The organism is Hymenobacter canadensis (assembly GCF_027359925.1).
GTDB classification, from domain to species: Bacteria; Bacteroidota; Bacteroidia; order Cytophagales; family Hymenobacteraceae; genus Hymenobacter; species Hymenobacter canadensis.
Genome location: NZ_CP114767.1, coordinates 189,836 through 215,323, shown reverse-complemented (window position 1 = coordinate 215,323; position 25,488 = coordinate 189,836). Strand labels below are relative to the sequence as shown.

At 60.4% G+C, this 25,488-nt stretch carries 22 protein-coding genes and 1 tRNA gene; 9 read left to right on the top strand and 14 right to left on the bottom strand.

Features of this window, described 5'->3' with window-relative positions; translation table 11 throughout:
- Positions 1 to 103: 103 nt before the first annotated feature.
- The 5 genes from O3303_RS00975 to O3303_RS00955 form a co-directional block, all read right to left on the bottom strand.
- Positions 104 to 1,135 (bottom strand): bifunctional heptose 7-phosphate kinase/heptose 1-phosphate adenyltransferase, encoded by a 1,032-nt coding sequence (locus tag O3303_RS00975; protein ID WP_269560199.1) that lies wholly within the window; start codon positions 1,133 to 1,135, stop codon positions 104 to 106.
- Between the two features lie 89 nt (positions 1,136 to 1,224).
- Entirely contained in the window at positions 1,225 to 2,424 is a 1,200-nt protein-coding gene (locus O3303_RS00970; RefSeq protein ID WP_269560198.1) for a pyridoxal phosphate-dependent aminotransferase, read from the bottom strand.
- A 175-nt stretch (positions 2,425 to 2,599) separates the two neighbouring features.
- Positions 2,600 to 4,669, bottom strand: a complete 2,070-nt coding sequence (locus O3303_RS00965; RefSeq protein WP_269560197.1) for a glycosyltransferase family 2 protein — start codon at positions 4,667 to 4,669, stop codon at positions 2,600 to 2,602.
- A gap of 170 nt (positions 4,670 to 4,839) precedes the next feature.
- Complete coding sequence (gene recR / locus O3303_RS00960) at positions 4,840 to 5,454, bottom strand: recombination mediator RecR (RefSeq protein ID WP_044013624.1); 615 nt, start codon at positions 5,452 to 5,454, stop codon at positions 4,840 to 4,842.
- Between the two features lie 96 nt (positions 5,455 to 5,550).
- On the bottom strand, positions 5,551 to 5,832 hold the full coding sequence (locus O3303_RS00955; protein WP_269560196.1) for an ATP-dependent Clp protease adaptor ClpS: 282 nt from the start codon (positions 5,830 to 5,832) through the stop codon (positions 5,551 to 5,553).
- Positions 5,833 to 6,047: 215 nt separating this feature from the next.
- Here O3303_RS00955 and O3303_RS00950 point away from each other — a divergent pair, with 215 nt between their 5' ends.
- The gene (locus O3303_RS00950; protein WP_269560195.1) at positions 6,048 to 6,605 is read left to right on the top strand and encodes a hypothetical protein; all 558 of its coding nucleotides are present in this window, start codon (positions 6,048 to 6,050) and stop codon (positions 6,603 to 6,605) included.
- Positions 6,606 to 6,653: 48 nt separating this feature from the next.
- Complete coding sequence (locus O3303_RS00945; protein WP_269560194.1) at positions 6,654 to 7,433, top strand: hypothetical protein; 780 nt, start codon at positions 6,654 to 6,656, stop codon at positions 7,431 to 7,433.
- 99 nt (positions 7,434 to 7,532) lie between these two features.
- Here O3303_RS00945 and O3303_RS00940 read toward each other — a convergent pair whose 3' ends face one another.
- Both O3303_RS00940 and O3303_RS00935 read right to left on the bottom strand, forming a co-directional pair.
- Entirely contained in the window at positions 7,533 to 8,180 is a 648-nt protein-coding gene (locus O3303_RS00940) for a YceI family protein (protein ID WP_269560193.1), read from the bottom strand.
- A gap of 51 nt (positions 8,181 to 8,231) precedes the next feature.
- A complete protein-coding gene (locus tag O3303_RS00935; protein WP_350356601.1) occupies positions 8,232 to 8,690 on the bottom strand; it encodes a MarR family winged helix-turn-helix transcriptional regulator in 459 nt (152 codons plus the stop codon).
- A gap of 162 nt (positions 8,691 to 8,852) precedes the next feature.
- Here O3303_RS00935 and O3303_RS00930 point away from each other — a divergent pair, with 162 nt between their 5' ends.
- Both O3303_RS00930 and O3303_RS00925 read left to right on the top strand, forming a co-directional pair.
- Positions 8,853 to 9,443 carry a DUF6799 domain-containing protein gene (locus O3303_RS00930; RefSeq protein ID WP_269560192.1) on the top strand — a complete coding sequence of 197 codons (591 nt, stop codon included), beginning with the start codon at positions 8,853 to 8,855 and terminating at the stop codon, positions 9,441 to 9,443.
- 215 nt (positions 9,444 to 9,658) lie between these two features.
- Entirely contained in the window at positions 9,659 to 10,915 is a 1,257-nt protein-coding gene (locus tag O3303_RS00925) for a DUF6799 domain-containing protein (RefSeq protein WP_269560191.1), read from the top strand.
- A 169-nt stretch (positions 10,916 to 11,084) separates the two neighbouring features.
- Here O3303_RS00925 and O3303_RS00920 read toward each other — a convergent pair whose 3' ends face one another.
- From O3303_RS00920 to O3303_RS00910, 3 genes are all read right to left on the bottom strand, one after another.
- Positions 11,085 to 12,347, bottom strand: a complete 1,263-nt coding sequence (locus O3303_RS00920) for an HlyD family secretion protein (RefSeq protein ID WP_269560190.1) — start codon at positions 12,345 to 12,347, stop codon at positions 11,085 to 11,087.
- A gap of 47 nt (positions 12,348 to 12,394) precedes the next feature.
- Complete coding sequence (locus O3303_RS00915; protein WP_350356600.1) at positions 12,395 to 14,554, bottom strand: peptidase domain-containing ABC transporter; 2,160 nt, start codon at positions 14,552 to 14,554, stop codon at positions 12,395 to 12,397.
- A 306-nt stretch (positions 14,555 to 14,860) separates the two neighbouring features.
- On the bottom strand, positions 14,861 to 15,892 hold the full coding sequence (locus tag O3303_RS00910; protein ID WP_269560189.1) for a dipeptide epimerase: 1,032 nt from the start codon (positions 15,890 to 15,892) through the stop codon (positions 14,861 to 14,863).
- Between the two features lie 227 nt (positions 15,893 to 16,119).
- Here O3303_RS00910 and O3303_RS00905 point away from each other — a divergent pair, with 227 nt between their 5' ends.
- From O3303_RS00905 to O3303_RS00885, 5 genes are all read left to right on the top strand, one after another.
- A complete protein-coding gene (locus O3303_RS00905) occupies positions 16,120 to 17,538 on the top strand; it encodes a dicarboxylate/amino acid:cation symporter (RefSeq protein WP_269560188.1) in 1,419 nt (472 codons plus the stop codon).
- A 199-nt stretch (positions 17,539 to 17,737) separates the two neighbouring features.
- Complete coding sequence (locus O3303_RS00900) at positions 17,738 to 18,388, top strand: hypothetical protein (protein WP_269560187.1); 651 nt, start codon at positions 17,738 to 17,740, stop codon at positions 18,386 to 18,388.
- A 161-nt stretch (positions 18,389 to 18,549) separates the two neighbouring features.
- On the top strand, positions 18,550 to 19,404 hold the full coding sequence (locus O3303_RS00895; RefSeq protein WP_269560186.1) for a T9SS type A sorting domain-containing protein: 855 nt from the start codon (positions 18,550 to 18,552) through the stop codon (positions 19,402 to 19,404).
- Between the two features lie 114 nt (positions 19,405 to 19,518).
- Complete coding sequence (locus O3303_RS00890) at positions 19,519 to 20,061, top strand: hypothetical protein (protein WP_269560185.1); 543 nt, start codon at positions 19,519 to 19,521, stop codon at positions 20,059 to 20,061.
- Positions 20,062 to 20,174: 113 nt separating this feature from the next.
- Positions 20,175 to 22,508 (top strand): GAF domain-containing protein, encoded by a 2,334-nt coding sequence (locus tag O3303_RS00885; protein WP_269560184.1) that lies wholly within the window; start codon positions 20,175 to 20,177, stop codon positions 22,506 to 22,508.
- A gap of 85 nt (positions 22,509 to 22,593) precedes the next feature.
- On the opposite strand, the gene O3303_RS00880 is transcribed toward O3303_RS00885, so the two are convergent.
- The 4 genes from O3303_RS00880 to O3303_RS00865 all read right to left on the bottom strand — a co-directional run bounded on the left by O3303_RS00880 (position 22,594) and on the right by O3303_RS00865 (position 25,459).
- The gene (locus O3303_RS00880) at positions 22,594 to 23,454 is read right to left on the bottom strand and encodes a bestrophin-like domain (RefSeq protein WP_269560183.1); all 861 of its coding nucleotides are present in this window, start codon (positions 23,452 to 23,454) and stop codon (positions 22,594 to 22,596) included.
- Positions 23,455 to 23,575: 121 nt separating this feature from the next.
- Complete coding sequence (locus O3303_RS00875; protein WP_269560182.1) at positions 23,576 to 24,265, bottom strand: phosphatase PAP2 family protein; 690 nt, start codon at positions 24,263 to 24,265, stop codon at positions 23,576 to 23,578.
- A gap of 263 nt (positions 24,266 to 24,528) precedes the next feature.
- A tRNA-Leu gene (locus tag O3303_RS00870) sits at positions 24,529 to 24,610 on the bottom strand.
- 135 nt (positions 24,611 to 24,745) lie between these two features.
- Entirely contained in the window at positions 24,746 to 25,459 is a 714-nt protein-coding gene (locus tag O3303_RS00865; protein WP_269560181.1) for a phosphatase PAP2 family protein, read from the bottom strand.
- Positions 25,460 to 25,488: the final 29 nt, after the last annotated feature.

Here is a 25,488-nt window from a genome sequence, read left to right as displayed (position 1 = left end):
GCTTAGGGCTTAGGGTGTATGTGAAAGGCCCCGCCGGGTTACGGCGGGGCCTATTTTTTTTCTGTTTATTCGAGCCTATGCCCTAAGCCCTATCCCCTAAGCCCTACAACACCAACCCGGTTTCCTGCGCCTCGGCCAGCAGCAGGCTTTTTTCGATGGGCACTACGCCGGCCTGCTCGCACACGAGGCCGCCGCCGAGGTTGGCCAGCGCGGCTGTAACCGGAGCCGGCATGCCCAGTGCCACGCACAGCGCCGCAATGCTGATAACCGTGTCGCCGGCGCCCGAAACGTCGGCAATGCTGCGCAGGTGGGCCGGAATGTATGTTTTGGTAAAGCTGCCATTTTCCACAAATACGCCACGCTCCGACAGCGTCACCAGCACGTTGTCGGGCGTGAGCAGCTCGCGCAGGCGCGCCACGGCCGCCTCGAAGGCGGGCTGGTCGGCGTCATCGAAGGCCACGCCCAGGCCTTCGCGCAGCTCCTTCAGGTTGGGCTTGAACAGCGTGCAGTGGCGGTAGGCCAAGAAGTTCTTTTTCTTCGGATCGACGACGGTGGGAATGCCGCGCTGCTGGGCCAGGCTGATGAAGTGCTGGATGCTGGCTTCGCAGAGCACGCCCTTGTCGTAGTCCTCAAACACCACCACGTCGGCGCGGGCCAGCAGCTGCTCGAAGCGGGCGGTGAGGTCGGCGTTTTCGGTGCTATTGAGGTCGGTTTCCACTTCGGAGTCGATGCGGAGCAGTTGCTGGCCGTGGGCCAGGATGCGCTGCTTCACGGTGGTGGGCCGGTAGCTGGAGCGCACCATGCCGTCGGGGGCGAGGCCAGTGGTGTGCAGCAGTTCCAGCAGCTGGTCGCCGCCCTGGTCGTCGCCAATAACGGCGCACAGCAGCGGCGTGGCGCCCAGGGCCTGCACGTTCAGGGCCACGTTGGCAGCCCCACCCAGCCGCTGCTCGGTGCGGCTCACCGTCACGACGGGCACCGGAGCCTCGGGCGAGAGGCGGGCCGCCTTGCCCCACACGTAGGCATCGAGCATCACGTCGCCCACAATCAGGACGGTGAGGCCGTTGAAAGCGGCAAACAAATCGGGCAGGGAAATGGGCGCGGAGGCAGCAGCAGGCATTACAGCAGGTTCGGGCATAAGAAGCCGCAAAGGTAGGAAGTAACGCGTTGCGCCGGCCTGGTGCAGAAAAAGCAGTAGCGCGAACTACAAAGTTCGCGCTACTATTTCTACGTCAGCTTCACCAAGCTGTTTTTGATGCGGATGAAGGCTTCGCGCAGCTTCTCATCGGCGGCGGCAGTGCTGAACCGGATGCAGTTCGGGGCCCCGAAGGCGCCGCCATCCACGGCCGCCACGTGGGCGTCGTGCAGCATAAACATGGCCAGGTCCGACGCGTTGCCGATTACCTTACCGTCGGGCGTGGTTTTGCCGAAGCAGTTGCTCACGTCCGGGAAGACGTAGAAAGCGCCGCTGGGCGTGGGCGTGCGGAAACCGGGGATTTCCTGGCACAGGGCCAGCACCAGGTCGCGGCGGCGGCGGTAGGCGGCCACCATCTCGTCGGCGGAGCTGCGGCCGCCCAGCAGGGCCGCTAGGGCCGCGCGCTGGGCAATGGAGCAGGTGCCGGACGTAATCTGGCTCTGCATCTTCTCGCAGGCACCGGCAATTTCCTTGCTGGCGGCCAAGTAGCCCACGCGCCAGCCCGTCATGGCGTAGCCTTTCGAGAAGCCGTTCACGGTAATCACCCGGTCTTTGATGGCCTCAAACTGGGCCATGCTCACATGCTCGCCCACGAAGTTGATGTACTCGTAAATCTCGTCGGCCAGCACGTGCACCTGCGGGTGGCGGGCCACTACCTCAGCAATGGCGCCCAGCTCTTCCCGGCTGAACACCGAGCCCGTGGGGTTACACGGCGACGAGTACATAATGAGCTTGGTGCGCGGCGTAATAGCGGCTTCCAGCTCGGCGGCCGTCACCTTGAAGTCGTTTTCCAACGAGCCCATCAGCGTGACGCTGGTGCCCTCGGCCAGGCGCACCATCTCCTCGTAGCTCACCCAGTAGGGCGCAAACACAATCACCTCGTCGCCGGGGTTGATGAGGCTGAGCACGGCGTTGGCCAAGGCCTGCTTGGCTCCCGTGCTCACCACAATGTTTTCGGGCTTGTAGCTGAGCTGGTTGTCGCGCTGCAGCTTGTCGCAGATGGCCTGGCGCAGCTCCGGGATGCCAGGCACGGGCGTGTAAAACGTGTAGCCGTCATCGAGGGCCTTTTTGGCGGCGTCCTTGATGTACTGCGGGGTCTGAAAGTCGGGCTCGCCAAAGCTGAGGCTGATGACGTCCACGCCCTGCGCCGCCAGCTCGCGAGCCTTTTTGGCCATGGCAATGGTCTGCGACTCCTGCATGGCCAGGATTCGGTCGGAAAGAACGGAAGACATAAGCGGGGCGGCGTCGGACATGCGGGAGGGGAATTTTGGGGTGGGGATGCGGGCAAAAGTACGGCGAAAGTAACGTAGGGCCTCAGCCGTCTGTCATTCCGACGTAGCAGGAATCTGAGTTAAGACGGCTGAGTGAGTTTGGCCAGATTCCTCCTGCGTCGGAATGACAAACGTGCTACTCCATGCCCAGCCAGCGGAAGCGGCGGAGCAGGATGCGCAGGTCGGTGCCGGGCTCGTAGTCTTTGGCGTAAAGCAGCTCCAGGCGGCGGCGGGTGGCCTCGGTGAGCGGGCCGCGGGCCTGCACGCCATCGGCGGGCGAGAGGATGGCGCGGGCCAGGCGCTGGGGGGCGGCGGCGTAGCGCAGCCCCACCCAGGTGCAGGAGCCGGCCAGCACCCGCACGCAGTTGCGCAGAAAGCCGCCCTTGTGCTGCTGCAGGGCCAGCAGCAGCGGCGAGGCCAGCAGCAGCACAAGGCTGGTGAAGATGTCGAGCAGGCGCTTGTTGCGCACCTGCTCGGGCCGGAACAGGTTCAGGGTGATATCCAGCGTGTAGTAGTCGCCGGGCGAGTCTTTGCTGGAGCTGCCGATGATGTACTCGCTGTCCTGAGGCAGGATTTTGTAGGCCACGGGCGGCTGCTGCGGCAAGCTTACCATGAGGCTGATGATCTGGCTGGCCGACAGGTCGCGGCCGCAGAAAATCAACTCATCGAGGGCGTAGATGCGGATGATGTCTTCCAGCTGCCGCACCTCGCCCAGCGCCTCGTCGGCAGGCCCGGCCGAGAGCAGCGGGGGCGCCGCCAGCGTAGCCGTGCCGCCCCCGGCCGCGTACGTGCCCGGCGCGTCAGCTGCTACGAGCACAGCGGCGGTTACTTCGGCGGCGGGCGTGATGAAGCCGATGATGCGGGCCTGCACACCAGCCTGCTCCAGCAGGTGGCGCACCCGCAGGCTTTCCACCCCGGAGCCCACGATAGCCACGTTTTTCTGCCGCCTTTCGCTCAGGCGCAAATCGTGGTAGCGCAGGAAGTGCGTGGCCAGGCGCCGCCCTACCAGCGCCACCACGGCCCACCCGCCGCCCAGAATAATGAGAGCCTTGGAGAATCGGTAGGCATCGAAGAAGTTGCTGATGGCCGAAATCAGGACCGTGCCCACGAAGATGCCGCGCACGATGCGGGCCGTTTTAGTGGGCTGGTCGTAGGCCCCGCTCAGGTAGGCCGACGTCAACCACACCACCAGATAAGCCGGCACCGCCACCAGCATAAACTCCGGCGGGTAGTCGGTGCGCACGTACTTGTGGTTGTTTTCCCAGTAGTTTTTCAGGAAAAACATACCGCCGTAAATCAGGCCGGCATCCAGCAAAATGGGCGCGGCCTGGGCGAGCAGCCGCATGGCCACCGCCGCCCCCGCCCGCAGCCAGATGGCTCCGTTGATGAGCAGCGAAAACAGCCCTGCCCGCTGCGGCGCAAAGTGCTTCTGCGCGAAAATCACCATGGCCCGGTAGAACACGAACACGTAGTTGACGCTGGTACGCTTGGTGCTTTCGCCCTTGTAATGGATGATGCGGGTGCCGGGGTAGTAGTAGTTTTTCCAGCCGCCCTGCGTGATGCGGTACGAGAGGTCGATGTCCTCGCCGTACATGAAATAGTCTTCGTCGAGCAGGCCCACCTGGTCGAGGGTGGCTTTGCGCATGAGCATGAAGGCGCCGCTGAGCACGTCTATTTCGTGGGACTGGTCCCGGTCAAGGAAGCCGAGGTGGTAGCGCCCGAAGCGGCGCGAGGCCGGAAACAGCCGCGCCAGCCCGAAGATCTTGTAGAACGCCACGCCCGGCGTGGGCAGGCCGCGCTTACTTTCGGGCAGAAACTTGCCCTGGCCGTCCAGCATCTTCACGCCCAGCCCGCCGGCGTTGGGGTGGGCGTCCATAAAATCGCAGCAAGCCCGGAAGGTGTCTTCTTCCACCACCGTGTCGGGGTTGAGCAGGAGCTGGTACTCGCCGGTGGCCTGGCGCAAGGCCTGGTTGTTGCCTTTGCTGAAGCCGGGATTGTCCTTGTTTTCAATGAGGATGACTTCCGGAAACCGGGCCTTTACCATCGCCACGGAGCCATCCACGGAGTTGTTATCCACCACAAACACCTCCACCGGCTCGCCCAGCCGTTCCGTGGCTCGCCGCACCGACAGCAAGGCCTGCTCCAGAAAGTAGCAGACGTTATAATTGACGATGACGACTGAAAGCTTCACGGATAGCGGCGGCATAGAGGGCCGAAAGGTAAGAAATGTAGCATAGGCTTCAGCCTGTGCCCTCCCGCAATCCTTGTTCGCCCTTAAAAACAAAAAACCTTCCCCACACACACAGGAAAGGTTTCTTTACTATACAGAGAAGTAAGCTGCCGGCACAGGCTGAAGCCTATGCTACACGCACCTACCTACCGCGCCTGGCGCTGGCGTTCCACGATGCTGCGGCCCAGCGTGATTTCGTCGGCGTATTCCAGCTCGCCGCCCATCGGAATGCCGCGGGCGATGGTGCTGATGTGCACGCCCTCGAAGTCGCGGAGCTTGCGCGAGAGGTAGAAGGCCGTGGTGTCGCCTTCCATGGTGGGGCTAATGGCCAGAATCACTTCCTTGATTTCTGACTCCGGCCCGCTCATACGCGCCACGAGGCTGTCAATCTGCAGGTCGCTGGGGCCCACGCCTTCAATGGGCGAAATGACGCCGCCCAGCACGTGGTAGGTGCCCTTGTACTGGCCGGTATTCTCGATGGCAATGACGTCGCGGATGTCCGACACCACGCACACCGTGCTGTGGTCGCGGAGCTGGTTGGCACAGATGGCGCACTCCGGCGTGTCGGAAATGTTGTGGCAGGTGTCGCAGTAGCGGATTTCGAAGCGCATCTTGGCCAGGGCCTCGGCCAGGGTGGCTGTGGTGTCGGCTTCGGCCTTGAGCAGGTGCAGCGCCAGCCGCAGGGCCGTCTTCTTACCTACTCCGGGCAGCTTCGACAGCTCGCCAACGGCGTTTTCGATCAGCTTGGAAGGAAACTCCATTCAGTTGAATTGTTGCATTGTTTACTGGCTAAATGGCTGGGCGTTCCGGCATCTTATTGAACAACCACCCATTCAACAATGCAGCCATTTAGCCATTTAGACGATATCCGCTGAAATTCCCCGGTCGTGGAGGGCGGTGCACATGGCGGCCAGCTCCTCGTAGGCGCCGTGCTTGACGGTGCACTGGCCTTTGTAGTGGATGAGGAGCGTGCACTGCTCGGCCTGCTCGGGCTGGTGGCCACACACGTCCATCAGGGTTTTGATGACGTGGTCGAAGGTGTTGACGTCGTCGTTGTACACGATTAGGTCGCGCACGTCGGTGGTTTCTTCCAGGAGCAGTACGTCCTCGTCGTACTCGATTAACGGCTTGGTGTTCATGGCGCAAAAATACGGAAAAACGGGCAGATAACCGGACTGCGGACACGTCACCCGGCCTGCTATAACCTATTCAGGGGTTGAATCGTTTCCGCATTTTACCGGAATAAAGGTCTGCTACCGCAGGGACTCGGGCGGCAGCCCGGGCATGGCGGAGGCTCCGGGAAATCCGCCGTAATTTTCCGGCTGATTAGCCTGTTTCCGCCTCTCCAACTGCCATGCCCGTTCCGTCCGCCGAATTCAAGCGCGCCCTCAAGAAGCTGTCCGACAAGGAAAAGGAGGCCCTGCTGCTGCGCGCCGCCCGCCGCGACGCCGAGCTCTACGACACGCTCTGCTACGAGCTACTGCCCGACATAACCACCGAAACCGTGTTCGAGCAGGCCTCCGACCAGATTCATGAGCTGTTTGCGGTGGGCGCTACCGGCCGCCTGCTCAACCGCAGCCTCACCAAAGCCCTGGGCAAAGCCACCAAGGAAGTGGCCCGCGCCCGCCGCATCACCAAAGACAAACGCCTGGAAGTGGACCTGAACCTGTACACCCTGCGCCACATCTTCGACAACTACACCGGGCAGTTCGAGAGCATGTACGCCGGCTTTTATACCGGCACGGCCCGGCTGGCGGCCCGCACGGCCCAGCTGGTGCTCAACAACCTGCATGAAGACCTGTGGCTGGAGTACAAGGCCGAAATCGACGAGTTTCTGCAGCAGCTCCACGCCCGCGCCAAAAGCCGCAGCCTCAAGTTTGAGCTACCCCGCGAGCTGGTGCTGCCGGAGTAAGTTGGCAGTATCGGAATAACCAGTTACTTGCCGGAAAATATCCGCGCTATGCCCCTATTCCGCTACCTGCCGGCCCTGCTGCTGCTCAGTGCCCTCCCCTCCTGCTCGTCCGACGGCCCGGCTGGGCGCCCGGCCACTACCGGCACAGTGGCCAAAGCTGCCCCCGATACGGCCGCCGTGCGCAAAGCCGCCCAGCAGTACCGCGTGGTGCTCGGCGAACCGGTTTTTGTGGATAGCTCCGCCTACTATTACCAGCCTGTGGAAGTGGGCATGAAAAACGGCGGACGGAATCTGCGCGACAAGATTTCACTCTCAGTCGAGAGTAGCAGCAGCTACGGCAGTCAGGGACAGGTCTTCAATCTGCTGTTCACGCACCAGCCCGACCAGACCACGCATTTGCTGCTGCCGCACGGCCGTTTCCTGATTACAGAAGTTAACTCGTCGGCGCAGCCGGCTGCCCGCTACCCCTTCCTGTTCTGCACCCTGGTCACCCAGGATTTCAACCGCGACGGGGAGCTGACCACCTCCGACGCCAGCGCCCTCTACGTAGCCGACCGCGACGGCCGCAACCTCCGGCAGCTACCAGCGCCTGCCGGCACTCAGGTAGCCAAGCTACTGGTGCTGCCCCAGGCCCCCACGCTGCTAGTGCTGCTTCGCCAGGACACCGACCACGATCTGGAGTTTGATTCCGAGGACGCCCAGCAGTGGCTGAGCTACGATCTGCGCAACCTGGCCGCCGGGCCACAGCGGCACCCGCAACCCCGAGTGCAGGCCCAGCTTCGGCAACAGCTTATCGAGTTCAACACCCATTTGGTACCGGCGCGCTAGCCAGCCGCCACGCACACAAAAAAGCCCCTCTGGCAATAGCCAGAGGGGCTTTTTAACGTAATGCCGAATCATCCATTCAACGGCATTTCACTAGCAGGATTATTGCTTGGCAATAACGTTGAAGCTCATCGTGAAGTCATCCATGATGGCCTTGTCGCCGATGCTTTCGAAGAACGACTTGGAGCCGTACTTGATGTCGAACTTGGTGCGGTCGATGGTAGCCGTGCCGGTGGCCGAAGCTACGCCGCCTTTCACGCCCGTTTTAGCCGGGAAGCTGATGCTCTGGGTGATGCCTTTGATGGTCAGGTCGCCGGTGATGGTGGCGTTGTTGCCGGCCGCGTCAGCTTTCAGCGGGGCTACTTTCGTGATTTTGAACGTCGAGGTTGGGTTCTTCTCGATGCTGAAGAAGTCTTCGGAACGCAGGTGGCCCACCAGCTTGCCGTTGTATTCGGCTTCCTTGATGTCCTCCACTTTCAGCGAGTTCATGTCGACCGTGAACGTGCCACCTACAATTTGGGTGCCGCGTACCAGCACGTTGCCATCCTTGAACTGGATGTTGCCGTTGTGCTGGCCGGTTACTTTTTTACCTACCCAGCCCAGCGTGCTCAGCTGCGGCTGCAGCTTATACGACTTATCGGCAGCTTTGCTGGTGCGGGCAGCGGCAGCGGCCGTGGCAGGGTTGCCGGCGTAGGCCGGGGCAGCCAGCAGCGAAACAGCAATAAGAGCGGGCAAAAGGAGCTTTTTCATGATGTTGAAAAAAAGAAAAGGTGTGGTTAGTAAGCGAAAGGAACGGGCCGTTTAATCCCGGATTTTATCAAGCAACGCGCTCAGCTGAGCGGCTTCGTCTTCGGTAAGATTATGCATGCCGATGGGTTGCTCCTGCATCACCAGGTCCATGCGCTGCAGCAACTCCAGGCCGGCATCCGTAATGCAGATATCAACGGCGCGGCGGTTGCTGGGGCACACGGTGCGCGTCACGAGGGCTTTGCTTTCCAGCTTGTCAACGATGCGCGAGGCATTGCTGGTTTTGTCCAGCATCCGCTCAATCAGCAGATTCACGGTGGCCGGCTTGGGGTGCTGGCCGCGCAGGATGCGCAGAATGTTGAACTGAGGCAGCGTGATACCAAAGGATTTGAAAGCCGCGGCCTGCCGCTGCCCCAGCCAGCCAGCCGTGAATATCACGTTGATCTGGGCTTTCTGGTGGGCGTCGCGGAAAACAGTCTGCTTGATTTCGTCCTCAATTTTCATGGCCGACATGCGCTGCGGGGAAATGATGTCACAAATATATGTACATACATTTTATGTAGCAACATTTGTTCCCCTCGATTATTTTTTTATTTTTCTCGAGCCGGACCTTCCGGCCTTTTCAGGCAGGCTTCCGTAAGCAGAAACCTCCTCTCATCCTAAGCACTTTATCGAATGAAAAACCTTGCTTTCCTGGCCGTTACGGCCGTATTGATGGTAGCGGCACCGTATTGTGGCACCGCCCAAACGAAAACCGCGCCGAAAACTGCCGGTGCTACCGTCCCTGCCCGCTCCGACCAGTATGTGATGCAGAATGCCGAGGTGATGCTTCGGCAGGGCACCCGCCTGACGCCGCTCACCAAAAACGTGGTACTCCCCAACGGCACGAAGGTAAATTATAAGAGCGGCATTGTGGAGTTTCCGACGGGCAAGAAAACCACGCTCGGCGAAGGCGACTACGTGACCACCGCCGGCGACATCGTATTTGCCACGCCCGCCAGTGCCGCCGCCGCCCGCGGCGACAATTCGGTGCCCACCGATTCACAGTACACCACTTATGTGCAGAAAGGCGCCGCTCCTACCGCCCCCACCACCACCAGCGTCACGGCCATCGGCACCCCCAACGACCTGACGTCGCTGCTGACCCGCAAAGTGCAACTCCTCACCGAGAAAATCAGCCTGATGACGCCCAACCCGGCCAACCAGACAGCCATCAACAGCCTCAATCAGCAGCTACAGGCTCTTGACGCCCAGATTGGCCGCTAGTAGCCGCCACCAGTTCACCGCCGGTTCCCTTCTTCGCAACCACGCCCGGCTTCGGCTAGGCGTGGTTGTTGCGTCTGAGCGGCCTCAGCTGGAAGCATATTTGATGTTGTTCGACCAGAAAACAGGCCCATCCAGCTAAAAATTATAGAATCATTATGTTTCAATGCACTATTCTTGTGACATTGTGCTATCAACTCATGGTCTGCTTCCTCTATATGCTTCGACACGTACTCTCTCTCTCACTCATGATGCTGCTTTCGACACCTGCAGCATTATTGGCTCAGTCAACGACCGCTACGGCCGCAGCCCCGGCCAAAGCCCAGCACTTCATAGTGCAGGACCATGAAGTGGTATTGCGCAAGGATGATAAAATCATTGCGCTTACCAAAAACGTAATGCTGCCGGGCAGCATCAAAATCAACTACAAAAGCGGCATTATTGAGTATCCGGATGGCCGGAAGATAGCCCTCAAGGAGGGCGACATCGTAACGATGAGCGGCGAAATTGTGGCCAGCATGCCTGTGCGCCGCACCGATGCCGCCCCGGCGGCCCCAACTATCACAGCCGCAGCTACCACCACCCCGGCACCAGTAGCTGCAGCGCCCACCCCCGCCCTAGCCCCGGCCCCGGCAGCAGCACCGGTTGCTGCTGCTTCCCCGGTTACGCCGGCGTTTACGTATCGTGCGGCCGAGCCTGTCAATGGCAAGCTCCGGGGCGTAGTAGAGCTTGGGGCCAGCGGCTTCAACTCATTTATCGTGCGCATGGATGCCCAGCGCAACTGGAAGCTGGAGCGCGCCGACTTCGGCTACAGCCTGGTCATGGAAAACCTGGCCACCAGCGACGATGTGCGCAAAGGCCTCAAAGCCTACATCGGCCAGATGCTGGAATATGGCGTACCCGGCAACAGCATCTATTTCATGGTGAGCTCGGGAGCCCAGAAAGCCGAGGTGACGCAGAAGATTATTCGCGGCCTCAAGGAGCTGAACTACGTGGTAAACACCGTGACGCCAGAGCAGGAAGGCCAACTGGCACTACGCGCGACCTTACCGCCGGCCTATGCTACCCGAGGCTTTGTACTGGACATCGGCTCCGGCAACACCAAGATTTCTTGGCTGCAGAACGGCACGCCCCAGTCCGTGGAAGCCACAGGCTCGAAATACTACGAGTCGGGCATGGATGATGGCAAAGTTGCCGCCGAGCTGCTGGCCAAAGCCGCCCAGGTGCCGGATGCCCTGCGCACCACCTGCTTTATCATCGGCGGGGTGCCGTATGAGCTGGCCAAGCCGCTGCGCAAAGGCCAGGAGCGCTACACGGTGCTGAATGCGCCGGAAGCTTATAAGCAGCTGGAAAAAGCCAAAACCAAGGCGGGCGTGAACATATACAAGGCCGTGCGCGAAGCCACCGGCTGCCAGCAGTTCGTGTTCGACTGGGATGCCAACTTCACAATTGGCTACCTGCTTTCCCTGAAATAGCAATAATCTGGCAAGCATACGATGCCCCTGGCTAACCGCAGTAGTGCGCTTAGCCAGGGGCATAGTTCGTTTCAAGGCATTTGCTTGGCAAACAGACCACCCTCTCGCCGCAGTGCGCCCTCGACACATGGTAACGAGCATCAAACAACCACTACGCTGCTTGGGCGCCTTAGTCCGGATTGTCCAGACCCGAGCGTAGCCGGTAGAAGATTCGCGCCAGCAAGCTGATATCCTCGGTGACGATGTCAGCCTGAGCACTTATGTGGCTGCGAAAGGCAATGTTGCGGCCGTAGGTGGTCACCAAGCCCTGCGGCAAAGATACCCGCGCCATGAAGGTGTTATCGGCGGCCGGAATAGAAGATATGGAAGCAACCTTGCCTCTCAGCATGCCATACTCACTGAAAGGATAGCCATCCAGACGAATCAAGACCTGTTGTCCAACCTGTACTTTCCCCAGATTTTGCTGGGGCACCCGCATGGCCCCGTAGTAAGTGGCTGGCGCGGCATTCATGTAAAACACCTCCTCGTTCGTGCGTACAACCTGGTTGAACTCCACGAAGCGTGAGAAATGGACCGCACCCGTCATGGGAGCCGTCAGCACATAGCGGCTTTTCCATGCGTCGATTGCACTACGCAAGGCATTGACAGCTTGCATATAGTTATCGTTCTGGTCGGCAATAAGCTTGTCCAGTGCCAGTAGCTCCTGCTGCTTCATCTGCTGAGCCGCTACATTGGCCAGCACCGCTGCCTGTACTTGCTTGAGCGGAAACTGCTTGGCCAGCTCCTTGCTCTCTTCGCGCCGAAGCTCGGAGGAAGCAATTACTCCCTGCCGGGCCAGGTTCCGCTGCATCTGCACATCGGCTTGCATTAGCTGCAGATCTTTGGAATAAAGCTCCTGCTGCTGCCCCAGGTTTCGCCCAATTTGCTGCAGGTTAGCAAGTTCAGAGAGAAACATGGTTTTCTTCCGCCGAAAGAACAACCGGCTGCTCTTGCTGCTGAACTGGGTGTAGGCTTGCGCAAATACCTGATACTTGGCCTGTAGCTCGCCGAGCTTCTCCGGGAAGTAAGCGCGACTTCGCAGAGAGTAGTAGCTGTTCTGATGCAATGTATCCAGGTACGCAGCCAAGGCCATGACTTGGCTGTTGTCAGCCGTACTTTCCAGATAAGCCAGCGGCTGGCCCTGCACCACTTGCTGGTTGTCTTTTACCAGCAGCCTGGTGATACGGCTGTCGCCCTTGCTTACTACCGGGATGGGTGCGCTGCTGGAGGTTAGCGAAAACGCGCACCGCACCATCACCGGATACTTTACCACCCAGCTCAGCAGCACCAAAACAGCCAGCAGAGCCAGAAACAAGGCTGTGCCTAATCGGATAAACCAATGAGGCTCGTTTGAAACTATTTCCTCTAACTCTTCGCTGTGCACTATTTCCATCTTGGGCTGCTGGTATTTGTCCTGCGTTGAAAAAAAGAATTTCACCGCTACGCCTCCAGCTCCAGCTGGTTTTTTACCAGGGAGAAGTAATAGCCTCGCCGCCTGATCAATTCGTCGTGGGTTCCCTGCTCCGTGATAATACCCTGATTCATCACAACGATATTGTCCGCATTTCTAACGGTGCTGAGCCGGTGCGCCACCACCACCACCGTCCGGCCCCGCATGAATTCTTCCAGATTCCGCAGGATAGCACTCTCATTTTCCGTGTCCAGGGCATTCGTGGCCTCGTCCAGAAACAGGTAGGCCGGGTCCTTGTACACGGCCCGCGCAATAAGCAGCCGCTGCCGCTGCCCCTGGCTCATGCCGCTGCCATCGTTCCCGATTCGGGTGTTGAGCCCCAGCGGCAACGACTCCATATATTCCGCAATGTTGGCAATGTGTACCGCGTGCAACAGCCGATCGATATTGGGCTGCTCCTCGCCTACAGCAATATTGCGAGCAATGGTATCGGAAAACACAAAGCCCTCCTGGGTTACCACGCCACACTCTCTGCGCCAGGCTTCCTGGCTGATCTGGCTCAGATTAATGTGTCCGGCCTGAATCTTACCGTGTATGGGCTCATAAAACTTGAGCAATAGCTTAAGCAGAGTGGTTTTACCACTCCCGCTGGCCCCTACTATGGCAGTGGTTTTGCCTGCCGGAATATGCAGGCTAAGGCCACAAAGCACCAGGCGTGCCTCAGAGCCAGGATAGGCAAAGTCCACATCCTTCAGACTGACCGAGCGGTCGGCCGGCAGCATCTGCAGGCTTAGCTCGGGGGCAGTTTCCTCGTCCTCCAACGCATGAATTTCATCCAGTCGCTCCAGGCTGATCTGCGCGTCTTGCCAGGTCTGGGTGAACAGGATAATCTGCTCAACGGGCTTATTAAGTTGACCTAGAATGTATTGCACGGTCAGCATCGCGCCCAGCGTGATGTGGCCATTGATAACTGCTTTGGCTGCCAAGAAGGTAATCAGGATGTTCTTGCCTTCATTGATAAACACTGCTCCGGCCTTCTGATACTGCACGGCCGCAAGGCCTTCGTAATTTATCTTGAATAATGAGGCCTGGATCTTCTCCCACTCCCAGCGTTTCTGTCTTTCAGAATTGGCAAGCTTTATTTCTTTTATCCCCTGCACAAGCTGAATAATAGCGCCTTGATTACGCGACTGGGCCTTAAAGCGCAAAGCATCAATTTCCCGGCGACGTTTCAGAAAAACAATCGCCCATACCACGTAAGCTATAGTGCCAATTAAAAAGACAAAGAATATAGTCGTGTCGTATATACACAGCACGGCCCCAAATACCAAGATGTTGAGGGCGGCAAACAGCGTAGCTTGTGGAGTGTTGGTCAGGAACACTTCAATCCGCTCGTGGTCATGAAACCGCTGCATGATGTCGCCCATTTGGCGAACGTCAAAGAAGGAAACCGGCAGGCGCAACAGCTTGGATAGAAAGCTGGATAGAATGAGCACATTGATACGGGAGCTGATGTGCAGAATAATCCAGCCCCGAATGAAATCAACGACGTTCTGACTGATAAACAGCGTGACCTGCGCTATCAGAATCAGGTACACAAAGCTGATATTATGCGTGTTAACTCCTACATCGACCACTGATTGCGCCAGAAACGGCAGGATCAACTGGAAGCCACAGGCTATAAACACGCCTAGCAGCAGCTGCACGAGCAGCGGCTTGTATTTGAGCAGGTAGGCAAAGGCTTGCTTGAGGCCTACTTTCTGTTCGGGGTCGAATTCTTTGTCCAGGTAGAGAGCGGGCGTGGGCTCCAGCAGCAGCACATTGCCCTGGCTCACGCCAGCGGGCCGCTCCACCAGCCAGCCGGCCAGAAACTCTTCGTACGGGTACGTTACCAGGCCCAGGGCCGGGTCGGCGACGAGCACGCTTGTGCGGATGTGCTCTTTGTTGCGAAAGCGCGGCTTGCTGAAACCATAGACCACCACAAAGTGCTGCTGCTGCCACTGCGCTATGCACGGGAGCGTGGCTTCTTTGGCCAGCTTGGCAAAACTCATCTTCGCGCCCAGCGTCTGGAACCCCAGCTCTTCTGCTGCCTTGCTGATGTCGTTCAGGGAGCCTTGGCTAGTTCCGGTTCTATCGGGTAGGGCCACCTTGAGGCCGGCACACGGTCGGCCGTAGTGCTTGGCTATCATCTTCAGGCACGCGCTGCCGTAGTCGGCGGCATGCTGCTGCTTATAGAAAGGGAACATGGGTAAGGGTAACGCTAGAAGAATACTCGACTTGATTATGGTGCCAGACAGACTGGATAGCGGCAACCATTGCCCGGCGCTGCAGCTCCGAAAACCTGTGCATCAGGCCCCGAAGTCTATAATTGGGACTTTGGTGTTTCGGCAAATATAACGGATAAATAATATTACCTTAACACAAAAAACAATTGGCCGGATTATATTTTATCCGGCCAGAAATGGGAAATCCGTCCCTTAGTTTTCGTGCCTGAGCTACAGGGTGGCCGGCAGTTCGGCTTGGGCGTGCAGCTGCCCGGCCTGCTCCTGCACCAGACCAAAGGGCTCGTCGCGGAGGATGAGCAGGCCGTCCAGGTCGCAGATGCCGGCCAGGCCGCTCAGCTGCAGCGCCGACCATATACCCAGCGACGTTTCCACCATACAGCCCAGCATGGTTTGCAAGCCGTGGGCCTGGGTTTCGCGCAGAATACGCAGGCCGTTGCGGTAGCCGCCGGCCTTCATCAGCTTCATGTTTACGCCATGAAACTGCCGGGCAATATCGGCGAAGTCGGCCCCGTCAGTCACCGACTCGTCGGCGAACAGCGGCCAGGGCGTGCGGGAGTGCAGGTAGCGGTAGGCTTCGGCTTCGGCGGCGGGCAGCGGCTGCTCCAGCAAGCGCACGCGCAGGCCGGGCAGCGCGGCGGCTTGCTCCACAAACTGCAGCAGAGCATCCGGGTCGGTCCAGGCCTCGTTGCCGTCGATGATGAGGGGGCGGCCGGGCAGGGCGCGCGTCACTTCCCGCAGCAGCTCGTAGCCCATTTCCTGGTTTACCTTGATTTTGAGCAGCGCGAACCGGGCCATATCCTGCTCCTGCAGAAACCCCACCACGGCGCCGGGCTCCATGATGGGCAGCGTGAAGGCGGTAGGCACCGCCGCCGCCGGCTCCGGCGCCCCCAGCCACTGCCACACCGGCTGGCCGGCCCGCGCCGCCTCCCAATGCACCACCGCCGACTCCAGCGCAAACCGCAGCGCGTGCGCCACCGGCTGGCCGGCCAGAAATTCGTGCAGCGCGGCCTCGGAGTTTACCCGATTCAGGCCGGCTTGCAGCAGCGCCGCAAATTCCTCCTGCAGGCCGGCCGGGGTTTCGCCGTAGCGCACGTTCGGGGCGGCTTCGCCGTAGCCCGTGGGGCCGCCGGCTTCGTCGCGCACCTGCACCAGCAGGTTGGTTTTGGCGGTAGAAGCGTTGCGGGAGATTTTCCAGGTGAACCGCAGCGGCAGTTCGAGGGCAGTAAGCGACCAGACGGGCATAGGTGTATAGGTGTTAGTTATTCGTTGTCAGTTGGCGGGTACTGGTTGGCGGCTGATGTGGGCCACGTCTGCTTTTTCTGCAATCGTCAACTGCCAACCGACAACGAACAACTGACAACTGACAACCTTCAATCGGGCGGCAATAACTGAAAACCAGAAACTAGAAACCAAAAACTACCTTTGCGGCTGTTCCCTGCCCCCCCACTTTCCTCCTTTTGCCGCCGCGCATGAAGTTTTCGCGACTCCTTCCTCTCGTATTACTGCTGGCCGTAGTGGCCGTGCTCCTCACCGTTTTGGCCACCTACGGGGTGGGCGGCATCAGCTCTGGCGTGGCTCAGGCCGCCCGGTGGGTGTTTCTGGCCGCTTTCGTGGCCTATGGCGTGCAGCGCCGCTCCCTCACCTTCTGGATTGTGGTGAGCATGTTCGTCGGGGCCGAAATCGGCAACGACTATCCGGCCTTCGCCGTCAACCTCAAAGTGCTCAGCGACGCCTTCCTGCGACTGGTGAAAACCATCATTGCGCCGCTGGTATTCGGCACGCTGGTGGTGGGCATTGCCGGCCACGCCAACCTCAAGCAGGTAGGCAAAATGGGCCTCAAGGCGCTGGTCTACTTTGAAGTCGTGACCACCTTCGCGCTCTTCATCGGGCTGGCGGCCATCAACCTCACCAAGGCCGGCGTCGGCATCAGCCAAGCCGGCGTCGCGGCCGACACCGAGAAGCTGCAGGCTGTGGAGCAGTCCACGTCCGACATCATCCTGCACATCTTCCCCGAAAACATTGCCAAATCCATTGCCGAAGGCCAGGTGCTGCAGGTGGTGGTGTTTGCCATCATCTTCGCCATCGGGCTGGCCATGGTGCACCAGAAGCACCGCCGCCCCATGCTGGAGTGGGCCGAAAGCCTGTCGGAGGTGATGTTCAAGTTCACCAACGTCGTGATGTTCTTCGCGCCGCTGGGCGTGGGCGGGGCGCTGGCCTACACGGTCGGCAAAATGGGCTTCGCGCCGCTGCTGAACGCCTTCCAGCTTCTGCTGACCCTCTATGCCGCCCTCATCGTGTTCCTGCTGGTGGTGCTGCTGCCCATTGCCCTGATCATGCGCATTCCGGTGAAGCGCTTCGTGCAGGCCATTGCCGAGCCCGTGAGCATCGCCTTTGCCACCACCTCGTCGGAAGCGGCACTGCCGCGGGCCATGGAAGCCATGGAAAGCATTGGCGTGCCGCGCCGGATTGTGGCCTTCGTGATGCCCACCGGCTACTCCTTCAACCTCGACGGCACCACGCTCTACCTGTCATTGGCAGCCGTGTTTGTGGCCCAGGCCGCCGGCATCGAACTGTCGCTTGGGCAGCAGCTGGTGATGGTTTTCACCCTGATGCTGACCTCGAAAGGCGTGGCCGGGGTGCCACGCGCCTCGCTCGTGATTCTGCTGGCCACAGTTGCTTCCTTTAACCTGCCGGCCTGGCCGGTGTTCATCATCCTGGGCATTGATGCCCTGATGGACATGGCCCGCACGGCCGTCAACGTCATCGGCAACTGCCTGGCCACGGCCGTAGTGGCCCGCTGGGAAGGCGAGTTCATCGACAACTACGTGGCGCCGGAGCCCGTGCAGGAGCTAGCCGAACCCGACAGCAGCCTCATGCAGTCACACTAATTTCGGGTAACAGTCTCCCTCTGCGTTCCTGTTTTAAGCCCCGGTCCGGTTTCGGACCGGGGCTTTGTGCTTCTATTTTAAAAAACATTTTCAATGTTATATATTTTCGTTTTTAAGTTATATTGGTAATACCATTTCCGCTGAACTCAAAGTAGTACTTTAGGGGTTCTGGCCAATGAAAATTGAAACGTCCAATTCTATGATTGCACTTCTTCGCATTCCACTGCTACTGCTGTTTGGTGCTTCCGTCCTGGCAGGATGCAAATCTGCCGACCGGGTGATGTTCCAGACCCCCAGCCACCGGCTCAGCAGCCAGCTGCCCCCCCTCGAAATCACCGTGGACAACGGCCCAATGGCTTTCACGGAAGGTGCCCTACCCGAAGACCCGCTACGGGTGTTTCGGCAGGAAGTGGGCCAGAACCTGATGGAAGCCGCCGATAGCAGCCGCTACGGCTACGTGAAGCTGCTGGTAAAGGAAGCCGAAGTCACGCGCACCGGCCGGTTTTTTCAGGGTGTGCAGATGGTTACGATGATGGTGCCCAGCCTGCTGGGGCTGCCCATAGAGTACTACCGCACCAATGTGCAGGCCGAAGTGCAGATTCTGAATGCCCAGAACGAAGTTATCGGGACGTACGCCGGTGCGGGCCGCTCGAAGGTGCGCGTGGCCATGTACCACGGTTACTCCCAGGCCAACGCCCCGCGCCTGGCCGATATGCAGGCGCTGCGCCTGGCCCTCGACCAGATCCGGCCCCAGCTGGAGGCCAGCGCCGACACGCTGCGCCAGCAGCTGCTGGCCGCCGGCCCCCTGCAGCCCGACGCCATGGAAACCGACACTTCCAGCGGATTATAGGCTGCTTTGATGGCTACCGGCTTTCAGTAGAACATTCTTTTTTTAAGCGTCGAGCCGCTTCAGTGCATAACTGAAGCGGTTTTTTCGTTTCCCAAGTTAAACCTGCGGCTCTCTGCGGCATCTATCAGCCGCATTCTACTCCTCATTTTTGGCCTTGCCCCATGAAAATAACTTCTCTAAGGATAGTGGCTGTCAGCCTGTTTATGCTGCTGGCCGGCGGCACCGAAGCCCGCCCCCACCGGCCCGCTCCCGGCGCCCCCGCCCGCCCGGAAATGAAGGCCTACATCCGGCAAAACGTGCTGCCCGTGCTGCGGCAGCAGCGCCAGCAGCTGGAAACCCGGCTCAGCCCCGCCGACCGCACGCAGCTGGCCACCTACCGCTCCGAGCTGCAGGCGCTCCGCCAGCAGGCTCATACGCTCCGCCAGAACACGAAGCCTGCCGCCGCAGAAGCCCGCCCCGAACTGACACCCGCACAGCAACAACAGCGCCAGGAGCTGCGCGCCGCCACCAAAGCCGTACTGCTGAACGTGGCGCGGCTGGCGCAGAAATACGAGGCCGATATCAGGCAGCTAACCCAGCAAATACAACCCCAGCAGGAGAAATGGGCCTCCGACCTGGCCGCCATCCGGGCCCGGCACACGCCTGCTTCCGGGGAGGCTGCAACTGCCGGCCGGCCTCACCACGCCGCCGCCAGTCGCCTGCTGCGCCCGGTTCGCTTCCTACTTCTCGATCCGGCGGCCCCGGCCCAGGCGCAGGCCGGGGCGGCGGCCAGCCTCTATCCTAACCCGGCTGTAGCCGCCAGCCAGCTTACCTACGAGGTGCAAAAGGCCGGCCCCATAACCATCGAGCTGCTGGACGGGCGCGGCAACACGCTCCGCACCGTGGCCCAGGAAAGCCGCCAGGAAAAAGGCCCGCACACGCTGTCCATCGACTTGAGCGCCCTGCCGGCCGGCACCTATTTCTATAAGATCAGCACGCGCACCGGCGCCGAAACCAAGCGCTTCGTGAAAGAATAAGACAGCCTGCCGTTCGTTGAAAGCCAGCCCCGTTCAGGGCTGGCTTTTTTTCTAAACCGCTACTGGCCGGTCAAACCGCTGCCCGGCGCCGGTTGCTGCTTATCTTTACGCCCTATGCTGCGCAATCCGCTTACCTGGCTTCTGTTCTTTATTGCTGCCACGGCGCTGGCCGCCTGCTGCGGTTCCGTAGCCTGCGACTGCCAGGACTCACTCGACGATGCCGTATCGTTCAGCTTCAACCAAACGACCGGCACGACCCGGCCATTCACGCTCGACGAGCTGGATTCGGTGTTTTTCGTGCGGGAGCTGCGCCGCGACACCGCCCGCCGGCCAGTGATTGATACCGTGCTGCTGATCCGTACCGCCGAGCAGCGCGGCAGCAACGTGGTGCTCAACAACGCCCAGCCGTTCGGGCAGCGCGGCACCCGCAAGCTCGACCAGTATCGCTACCTGCTCTATCTGGGCAAGCGCCGGGCCCCCACGGCTAGTTTCCGCATCGACAGCGTCCAGCTCAATAGCCGCCTGCAGAGCGACGGCTGCTGCACCTGCAACAACAACACGCTCAAGCGCGTGTACCTCAACGGCAGCCCGCAGCCCATCGACGCCACCGACCCCAGCGGCCAGGATCGGGCCGTGCCGGTGGTTTTGAGCCGGTAAGGGCGAGGTTGCGGCAGTCGGCGCACGTCCGCGCGCCCGGCCCTTACGTATAGTTCTCACCCGGAGGCTGGCTGCTACCAATATTGGCTACCTTCGGGACTGTTGCTGCTGCTATGCCTCCTGAACTCACCGTTACCCGCCCGGCCCAGGCCGTTTTTCCTTTCCAAGTTTCGCTTAGCCTGGAGCCAATTATTGCCTATTGGCGGGCCCGCGAAGACGACGCCAACCCCGGCGTGGCACTGCTGGCCCGCGCCGTCGGCGAGAAGGTAGCCGCCGAGCCCTGGAGCCGCGGCCCCATCACCGACATGAGCGCGCTGGAGTGCCATTGCGACCTGGTGGACACGCTGATGCTGGCCATGTTTCCGCCCGCTTCCTTCCGCCAGGATATCAGTGGGGCCATTGTGCCGTTTCAGCGCTACAGCTTCTACCACACGCCGCGCTTTGCCGAAGTGCTGCTCACGAGCGCCAAAACCGTGAAGCAGCCGCTCAACATTGATACGGCTACCTTGGAGGTGCACACCGCTCGCATGGCCTACCAGCTGATTCTGGACAAGGTGTACGGTGTGCAGATGCCCGACAACGGCAGCATCATCTTCACCGTGCCCGACTACAGTATTGGCCTGTACCGGCACTTCAGCGTGGTTTTTGACTCTACTTTTCTGGATGTACGCCTGGCGGGGCCGCGGCCCGAGTTGACGTCGGAGCAGGTGGAGCGGCTCACGCGCAACCCCAACCGCCCCGACATCTGGCAGGAACTGCTGCCGCCCGAGCATTTTGTGCTCGAAGGCTTCAACATTCTGCACTTGGCCGACGTGACCGAGCAGGAAATCCTGTCGGAGCTGAAATACGACCTGCTGGAGCGCGACGTGCTGCAGGCATCCGACCGCCTGGAACAGATTCAGGAGAAGCTGCGGGTGCTGTTCAAGCGGCCGTTTCTGCAGCTCGGCATTGCGGCCTACAACGAGAAGAAGCGCGCCTTCGTGGATTTTGGCCGCAAAATCAACCACAGCTTCCTCACCAAGCAGCTGCACAGCCAGGATGCCGGCTCGGGCTTCCGCCAGATCTACTCCGACCTCTGGCAGAACCGCCAGCCGCTGGTGCTCGAAGACGTGGAAACCGCCGACATTCCCGAAGATCTGCGCCAGCAGATTCTGAGCATCGGCATTCGCTCGGCCATTCTGGCGCTGCTCCGCTACGGCGACGACACGGTGGGTTTGCTGGAGCTGGGCTCGCCGAACGTGGGCGACCTGGACGAGTTTGATATTGAGACGGTGGCGCAGTTTGCGCCGCTGTTTGCGGTGGCCGTAAAGCGCAACGCAGAGGAAATCCAGACCCGCGTGCAGTCCATCATCAAGGAGAAGTTCACGGCCATTCACCCCAGCATGGAGTGGCGCTTCACCAACGCGGCCGAAAACCTGCTGCAGAAGCAGGAAGACGGCAACCGGGGCGCCGAAATGGAGGATATCGTGTTCCACGACGTGTACCCGCTGCACGGCTCCTGCGACATCCGCGGCTCCAGCACGGCACGCAACGAGGCCATCCAGGGCGACCTGGTGGAGCACCTCACGCTGGCCAATAAAGTACTGAAAAAAGCCTCGGAGTTTCAGGCCCTGCCCATCCTCGACGAGCTCAAATTCTATGTTAACAAAAACCTGCGCCGCCTGCGCCAGGGCCTGATTTCCGGCGACGAGGTAAGCATCTTCGAGTCGCTCCGGACGGAGGTGGAGCCGCTATTTGAGTATCTGGGGCAGAACACGCCCGAGCTGCAGGCCGTCATCAGCCAGTACTGGTCGAATATCGACCCCGAGCTGGGTGTGCTCTACAAGCGCCGCAAGGCCTTCGAGCAAAGCACCACCCTGCTCAACGACGCCGTGAGCGACTACCTCGACGACGAAGAGGAAAAAGCCCAGCAGATGTTCCCGCACTACTTCCAGCGCTTCAAAACCGACGGAGTGGAGTACAACATCTACGTGGGCGCCTCGCTGGTGGAGCATAAGCCCTTCGACCTGGTGTTCCTGAAAAACCTGCGGCTGTGGCAGTTGCTCACCATGATTGAGATTACGCGGCGCACGGCGGCCCTCAAGCCGCAGTTGCCCGTACCGCTCGATACCACCCAGCTCATCCTCATTCACAGTCAGCCGCTGGGCATCCGTTTCCGGCAGGATGAGCGCCAGTTCGACGTCGACGGCGCCTACAACATCCGCTACGAAATCATCAAGAAGCGCATCGACAAGGCCACCGTGCAGGGCACCGGCGAGCGGCTCACGCAGCCCGGCCGCATTGCGCTGGTCTACTCGCAGCAGCGCGAGGCCGACGAGTATCTGGAATACCTCGACTACCTCCAGGACCGCGGCATGCTTGAAGACGACATTGAGGAACTGGAGCTGGAGGAGCTGCAAGGCGTAAAAGGTCTGCTGGCTCTGCGTGTGAAGGTCAAATTGAGTTAGCGGCCACCGCGCTTAACCGGCAAAGCCGCGCAACTACCCCCGGGCGGGATGTTGCGCGGCTTTTCTGTGTAGCTGCAGCGTGTGGTCAGAGCGTGGCGGAAAGGGGCACCATCACCTTGTCCAGCACCACCTGGTAGGCATCAGGCGTGACGCTCACGTCGCCGAGGTACGGGTGGTCGAGGGCGGCAATCAGGAAAATCATGATGCCAACCATCAGCGCCAGCAGGCTGGTCAGCAGGGCGTGAAACCGCAGGTCTTCCACCACGAAGCAGTAGGAAAACGCAATGGTGATGACGGCCCCCAGCAGCACCGCGGCCCACAGCACGCCCGGCACACCCGAGCTGATGCTCTCAATCCGCTGCCGCCGCAATTCCACCAGCCGGTTGAAGGTTTCGATGGCCTCGCCGTGCAGCACCTGCTGGCTCATGGTGCGCACCTCGGTACGCAGCAGCTGCAGCTGAAACCGGGTAAGTACAATGCGCTCGGTGTCGTTGGCCATGCCTCGGCGCTGGGCCGGCCACGATTTCTGCACGATGAACTCGGTGTAGTCGCGCAACTGGGCCTGCAAGGGCTGAGCGGTGCTGTCGGGGTAGCCACTCAGGTCGCGGTAGAGCACCGCCAGGGAGGCGGCCTCCTGCGAGGCAATGGCGGAAGCGTCGGAGTAGTTTTGCCACGTGGCCACCGTGAGCAAACCCAGCGTGAGGCCGTAGAGCACTGTTACGCCCGAAAAGAACCAGCCCACCGTCCCATTGTCGATGAGGGCCGCGGCGGCGCTGCCATGCAGGCGCCGGTGCGTGAAATACAGGCCAACCAGCGAAACCAGCACGGTGGCACCCATGATACAGAGTGCCAGCAGCCAGGTAGGCATTTCGTACATCCAAAGCATATACTGCAGGGAAGAGTCAACGGGATAGAAGGAAGCTTCCCAGGAAGAAGCAGAAGCCATAGGCGTACGAAAAACGGGGTTGTGTTGGCGCGTTTGCCGCCAGCCGGCCGTATCATACTCCCAATGCCGTCATTTGGTTTTGCGGCGCAGCGGGCAAGGCGGCAGCTGGTTTGGTTGGGGCTTACTTGAGCACCTGCTGCTCTTCGCGCCAGTACAGCCGTAGCGCGGTGCGCAGCAGAATCAGCCAGAGCAGGCCGGCGGCAAACCCGGCCAGCACATCGGTGGCGTAGTGCACCTGCAGGTAGATGCGGGTAAAACCGATGAGCACGGCCCAAAGCACGAGCAGCCCGGCCCAGGCCGGATGGCGGCCGTGCCGCCAAAGCAGCCACGCCAGGCAGCCATAAAGTGCCATGCCAATCATGGCATGGCCGCTCGGGAAGCTCAGGCCCGGCTGCGGTAGCAGCGCCGTGGCCGGGCGGGGCCGGTGAAAGTACGTTTTGAGCAGCTGGTTGAAAAGCGAAGCCCCCGCTACGGCCAGAAACACTTCCAGGGCCTCCCGCTTCCGCCCCTGCCACCGCAGCGCCGCGGGCAGCAGCACAGCGGCCACCACCAGAAAGGGAAAGGACGCGAAAAAGGTCACGAACAGGGCCGAATTGGTAACCGGCGGCCAAGCAGTCCGCAACGCATTAGCCTGCCCGATGGCCCAGTTGTCGAAGGTGAGCGAATGGGCACTGAACACGACCCGCGTGAGGTAGAAAAACAGCCCCAGCGACGCCAGAAACACCCCACTCACCAGCAGTATTTCCAGCGTCAGGAAGCTGAGCAGCGCAAGCAAACGGGCACGGAGCACGGATTGACGCAGGTTTTTCACGGATTACACGAATTTTGTAGTCGACGGGCGTTAGGCCTGGCGGGGCATGACGGATGTGGTGCCACAACTTTTTCTGTCATGGTACTACTCTCGTTGAACAACCTCCGTTAGCGCCGTTCAACGATAGTGGTAGCACGAGGCCTTTGTCAACTCGTGGCACCACGACCAGCCCACGCCGTCCACAAAATCCGTGTAATCCGGGATAAATCCGCGCCAGTCAATGTAAAAACGAAAAAGCCGGTCCATTTCTGGACCGGCTTTCGTGCGCTCGGGGAGACTCGAACTCCCACACCTTGCGGAACTGCCGCCTGAAGACAGCGCGTCTACCAATTTCGCCACAAGCGCATCTTGTGTATCAGCGGCCGTTTGCCCTAACCGGGGTGGCTTTTGATGCTGCAAAGATAGGGGCATCTTTTGTCACCAGACAAGCTTTGCGTGAAAAAAGTCGATATATTTTTCTGCAGAAATTCGCTTTTTAGCCTATTCAGGCTGTTTTTCAGCTAATTGCGGCTGATTCCTGAACTGGCTTTTCACCCGGTTTTCAATCTGCTTCAGCACCGGAATGGCCACCACCAGCCACACGAGCCCGGCCGTGAAGCCGGCCAGCACATCGGTGGCATAGTGCACGCGCAGGTACACGCGGGTTAGGCCAATGAGCAGGATGAGGCTGACCAGCAGAACCGTGAGCAGCCAGCGCAGCCAGCGGGGCCGCACGTGCGTTTGCACCAGATACACCAGCAGCCCATAAAACGAGGCCGAAATCATGGCGTGCCCGCTCGGGAAGCTCAGGCCCGAGGCCGACACCAGCGGCAGCAGCGGCCGGGGCCGGTTGTAGAACTGCTTCAGCACCAAGTTGAGGGTGATGCTGCCCAGCGCCACCACCGGCACCAGCAGCGAGTACCAGCGGTGCCGGCGCAGCAGCAGCAGCCAGTTGATGAGCAGCAGCCCGGCCACGGTAATGAAGTTGCGCGAGGCAAAGAACGTAACGGCTTCCACCCACTGCTGCCGGGGCCCGAGCAGGTGCCGCGCCCACCGGAACGCCGCCGCGTCGAAGGTGGCCGCATCCTGGTCGAACACCTCCCGGCCCAGCGCCAGAAACCCCACTACCCCCAGAATGCCCAGCAGCACCGTCACGGCAAACTCGGTCAGAAACAGTATACTGCCGGCCAGCAGCCGGCGCAGATGATTGGTCATAGCAAAGAATGTAGCATACGCTTTAGCTT

Coding starts and splice junctions, on each gene's coding strand:
- O3303_RS00965 (WP_269560197.1), bottom strand. CDS start 4,669: ATGCCGCCGCTATCCGTGAAGCTTTCAGTCGTCATCGTCAATTATAAC.
- O3303_RS00950 (WP_269560195.1), top strand. CDS start 6,048: ATGCCCGTTCCGTCCGCCGAATTCAAGCGCGCCCTCAAGAAGCTGTCC.
- O3303_RS00970 (WP_269560198.1), bottom strand. CDS start 2,424: ATGTCTTCCGTTCTTTCCGACCGAATCCTGGCCATGCAGGAGTCGCAG.
- O3303_RS00890 (WP_269560185.1), top strand. CDS start 19,519: ATGCTGCGCAATCCGCTTACCTGGCTTCTGTTCTTTATTGCTGCCACG.
- O3303_RS00940 (WP_269560193.1), bottom strand. CDS start 8,180: ATGAAAAAGCTCCTTTTGCCCGCTCTTATTGCTGTTTCGCTGCTGGCT.
- O3303_RS00895 (WP_269560186.1), top strand. CDS start 18,550: ATGAAAATAACTTCTCTAAGGATAGTGGCTGTCAGCCTGTTTATGCTG.
- O3303_RS00900 (WP_269560187.1), top strand. CDS start 17,738: ATGATTGCACTTCTTCGCATTCCACTGCTACTGCTGTTTGGTGCTTCC.
- O3303_RS00880 (WP_269560183.1), bottom strand. CDS start 23,454: ATGGCTTCTGCTTCTTCCTGGGAAGCTTCCTTCTATCCCGTTGACTCT.
- O3303_RS00920 (WP_269560190.1), bottom strand. CDS start 12,347: ATGGAAATAGTGCACAGCGAAGAGTTAGAGGAAATAGTTTCAAACGAG.
- O3303_RS00915 (WP_350356600.1), bottom strand. CDS start 14,554: ATGATAGCCAAGCACTACGGCCGACCGTGTGCCGGCCTCAAGGTGGCC.
- recR (WP_044013624.1), bottom strand. CDS start 5,454: ATGGAGTTTCCTTCCAAGCTGATCGAAAACGCCGTTGGCGAGCTGTCG.
- O3303_RS00935 (WP_350356601.1), bottom strand. CDS start 8,690: ATGTCGGCCATGAAAATTGAGGACGAAATCAAGCAGACTGTTTTCCGC.
- O3303_RS00925 (WP_269560191.1), top strand. CDS start 9,659: ATGCTTCGACACGTACTCTCTCTCTCACTCATGATGCTGCTTTCGACA.
- O3303_RS00975 (WP_269560199.1), bottom strand. CDS start 1,135: ATGCCCGAACCTGCTGTAATGCCTGCTGCTGCCTCCGCGCCCATTTCC.
- O3303_RS00955 (WP_269560196.1), bottom strand. CDS start 5,832: ATGAACACCAAGCCGTTAATCGAGTACGACGAGGACGTACTGCTCCTG.
- O3303_RS00930 (WP_269560192.1), top strand. CDS start 8,853: ATGAAAAACCTTGCTTTCCTGGCCGTTACGGCCGTATTGATGGTAGCG.
- O3303_RS00910 (WP_269560189.1), bottom strand. CDS start 15,892: ATGCCCGTCTGGTCGCTTACTGCCCTCGAACTGCCGCTGCGGTTCACC.
- O3303_RS00885 (WP_269560184.1), top strand. CDS start 20,175: ATGCCTCCTGAACTCACCGTTACCCGCCCGGCCCAGGCCGTTTTTCCT.
- O3303_RS00905 (WP_269560188.1), top strand. CDS start 16,120: ATGAAGTTTTCGCGACTCCTTCCTCTCGTATTACTGCTGGCCGTAGTG.
- O3303_RS00865 (WP_269560181.1), bottom strand. CDS start 25,459: ATGACCAATCATCTGCGCCGGCTGCTGGCCGGCAGTATACTGTTTCTG.
- O3303_RS00945 (WP_269560194.1), top strand. CDS start 6,654: ATGCCCCTATTCCGCTACCTGCCGGCCCTGCTGCTGCTCAGTGCCCTC.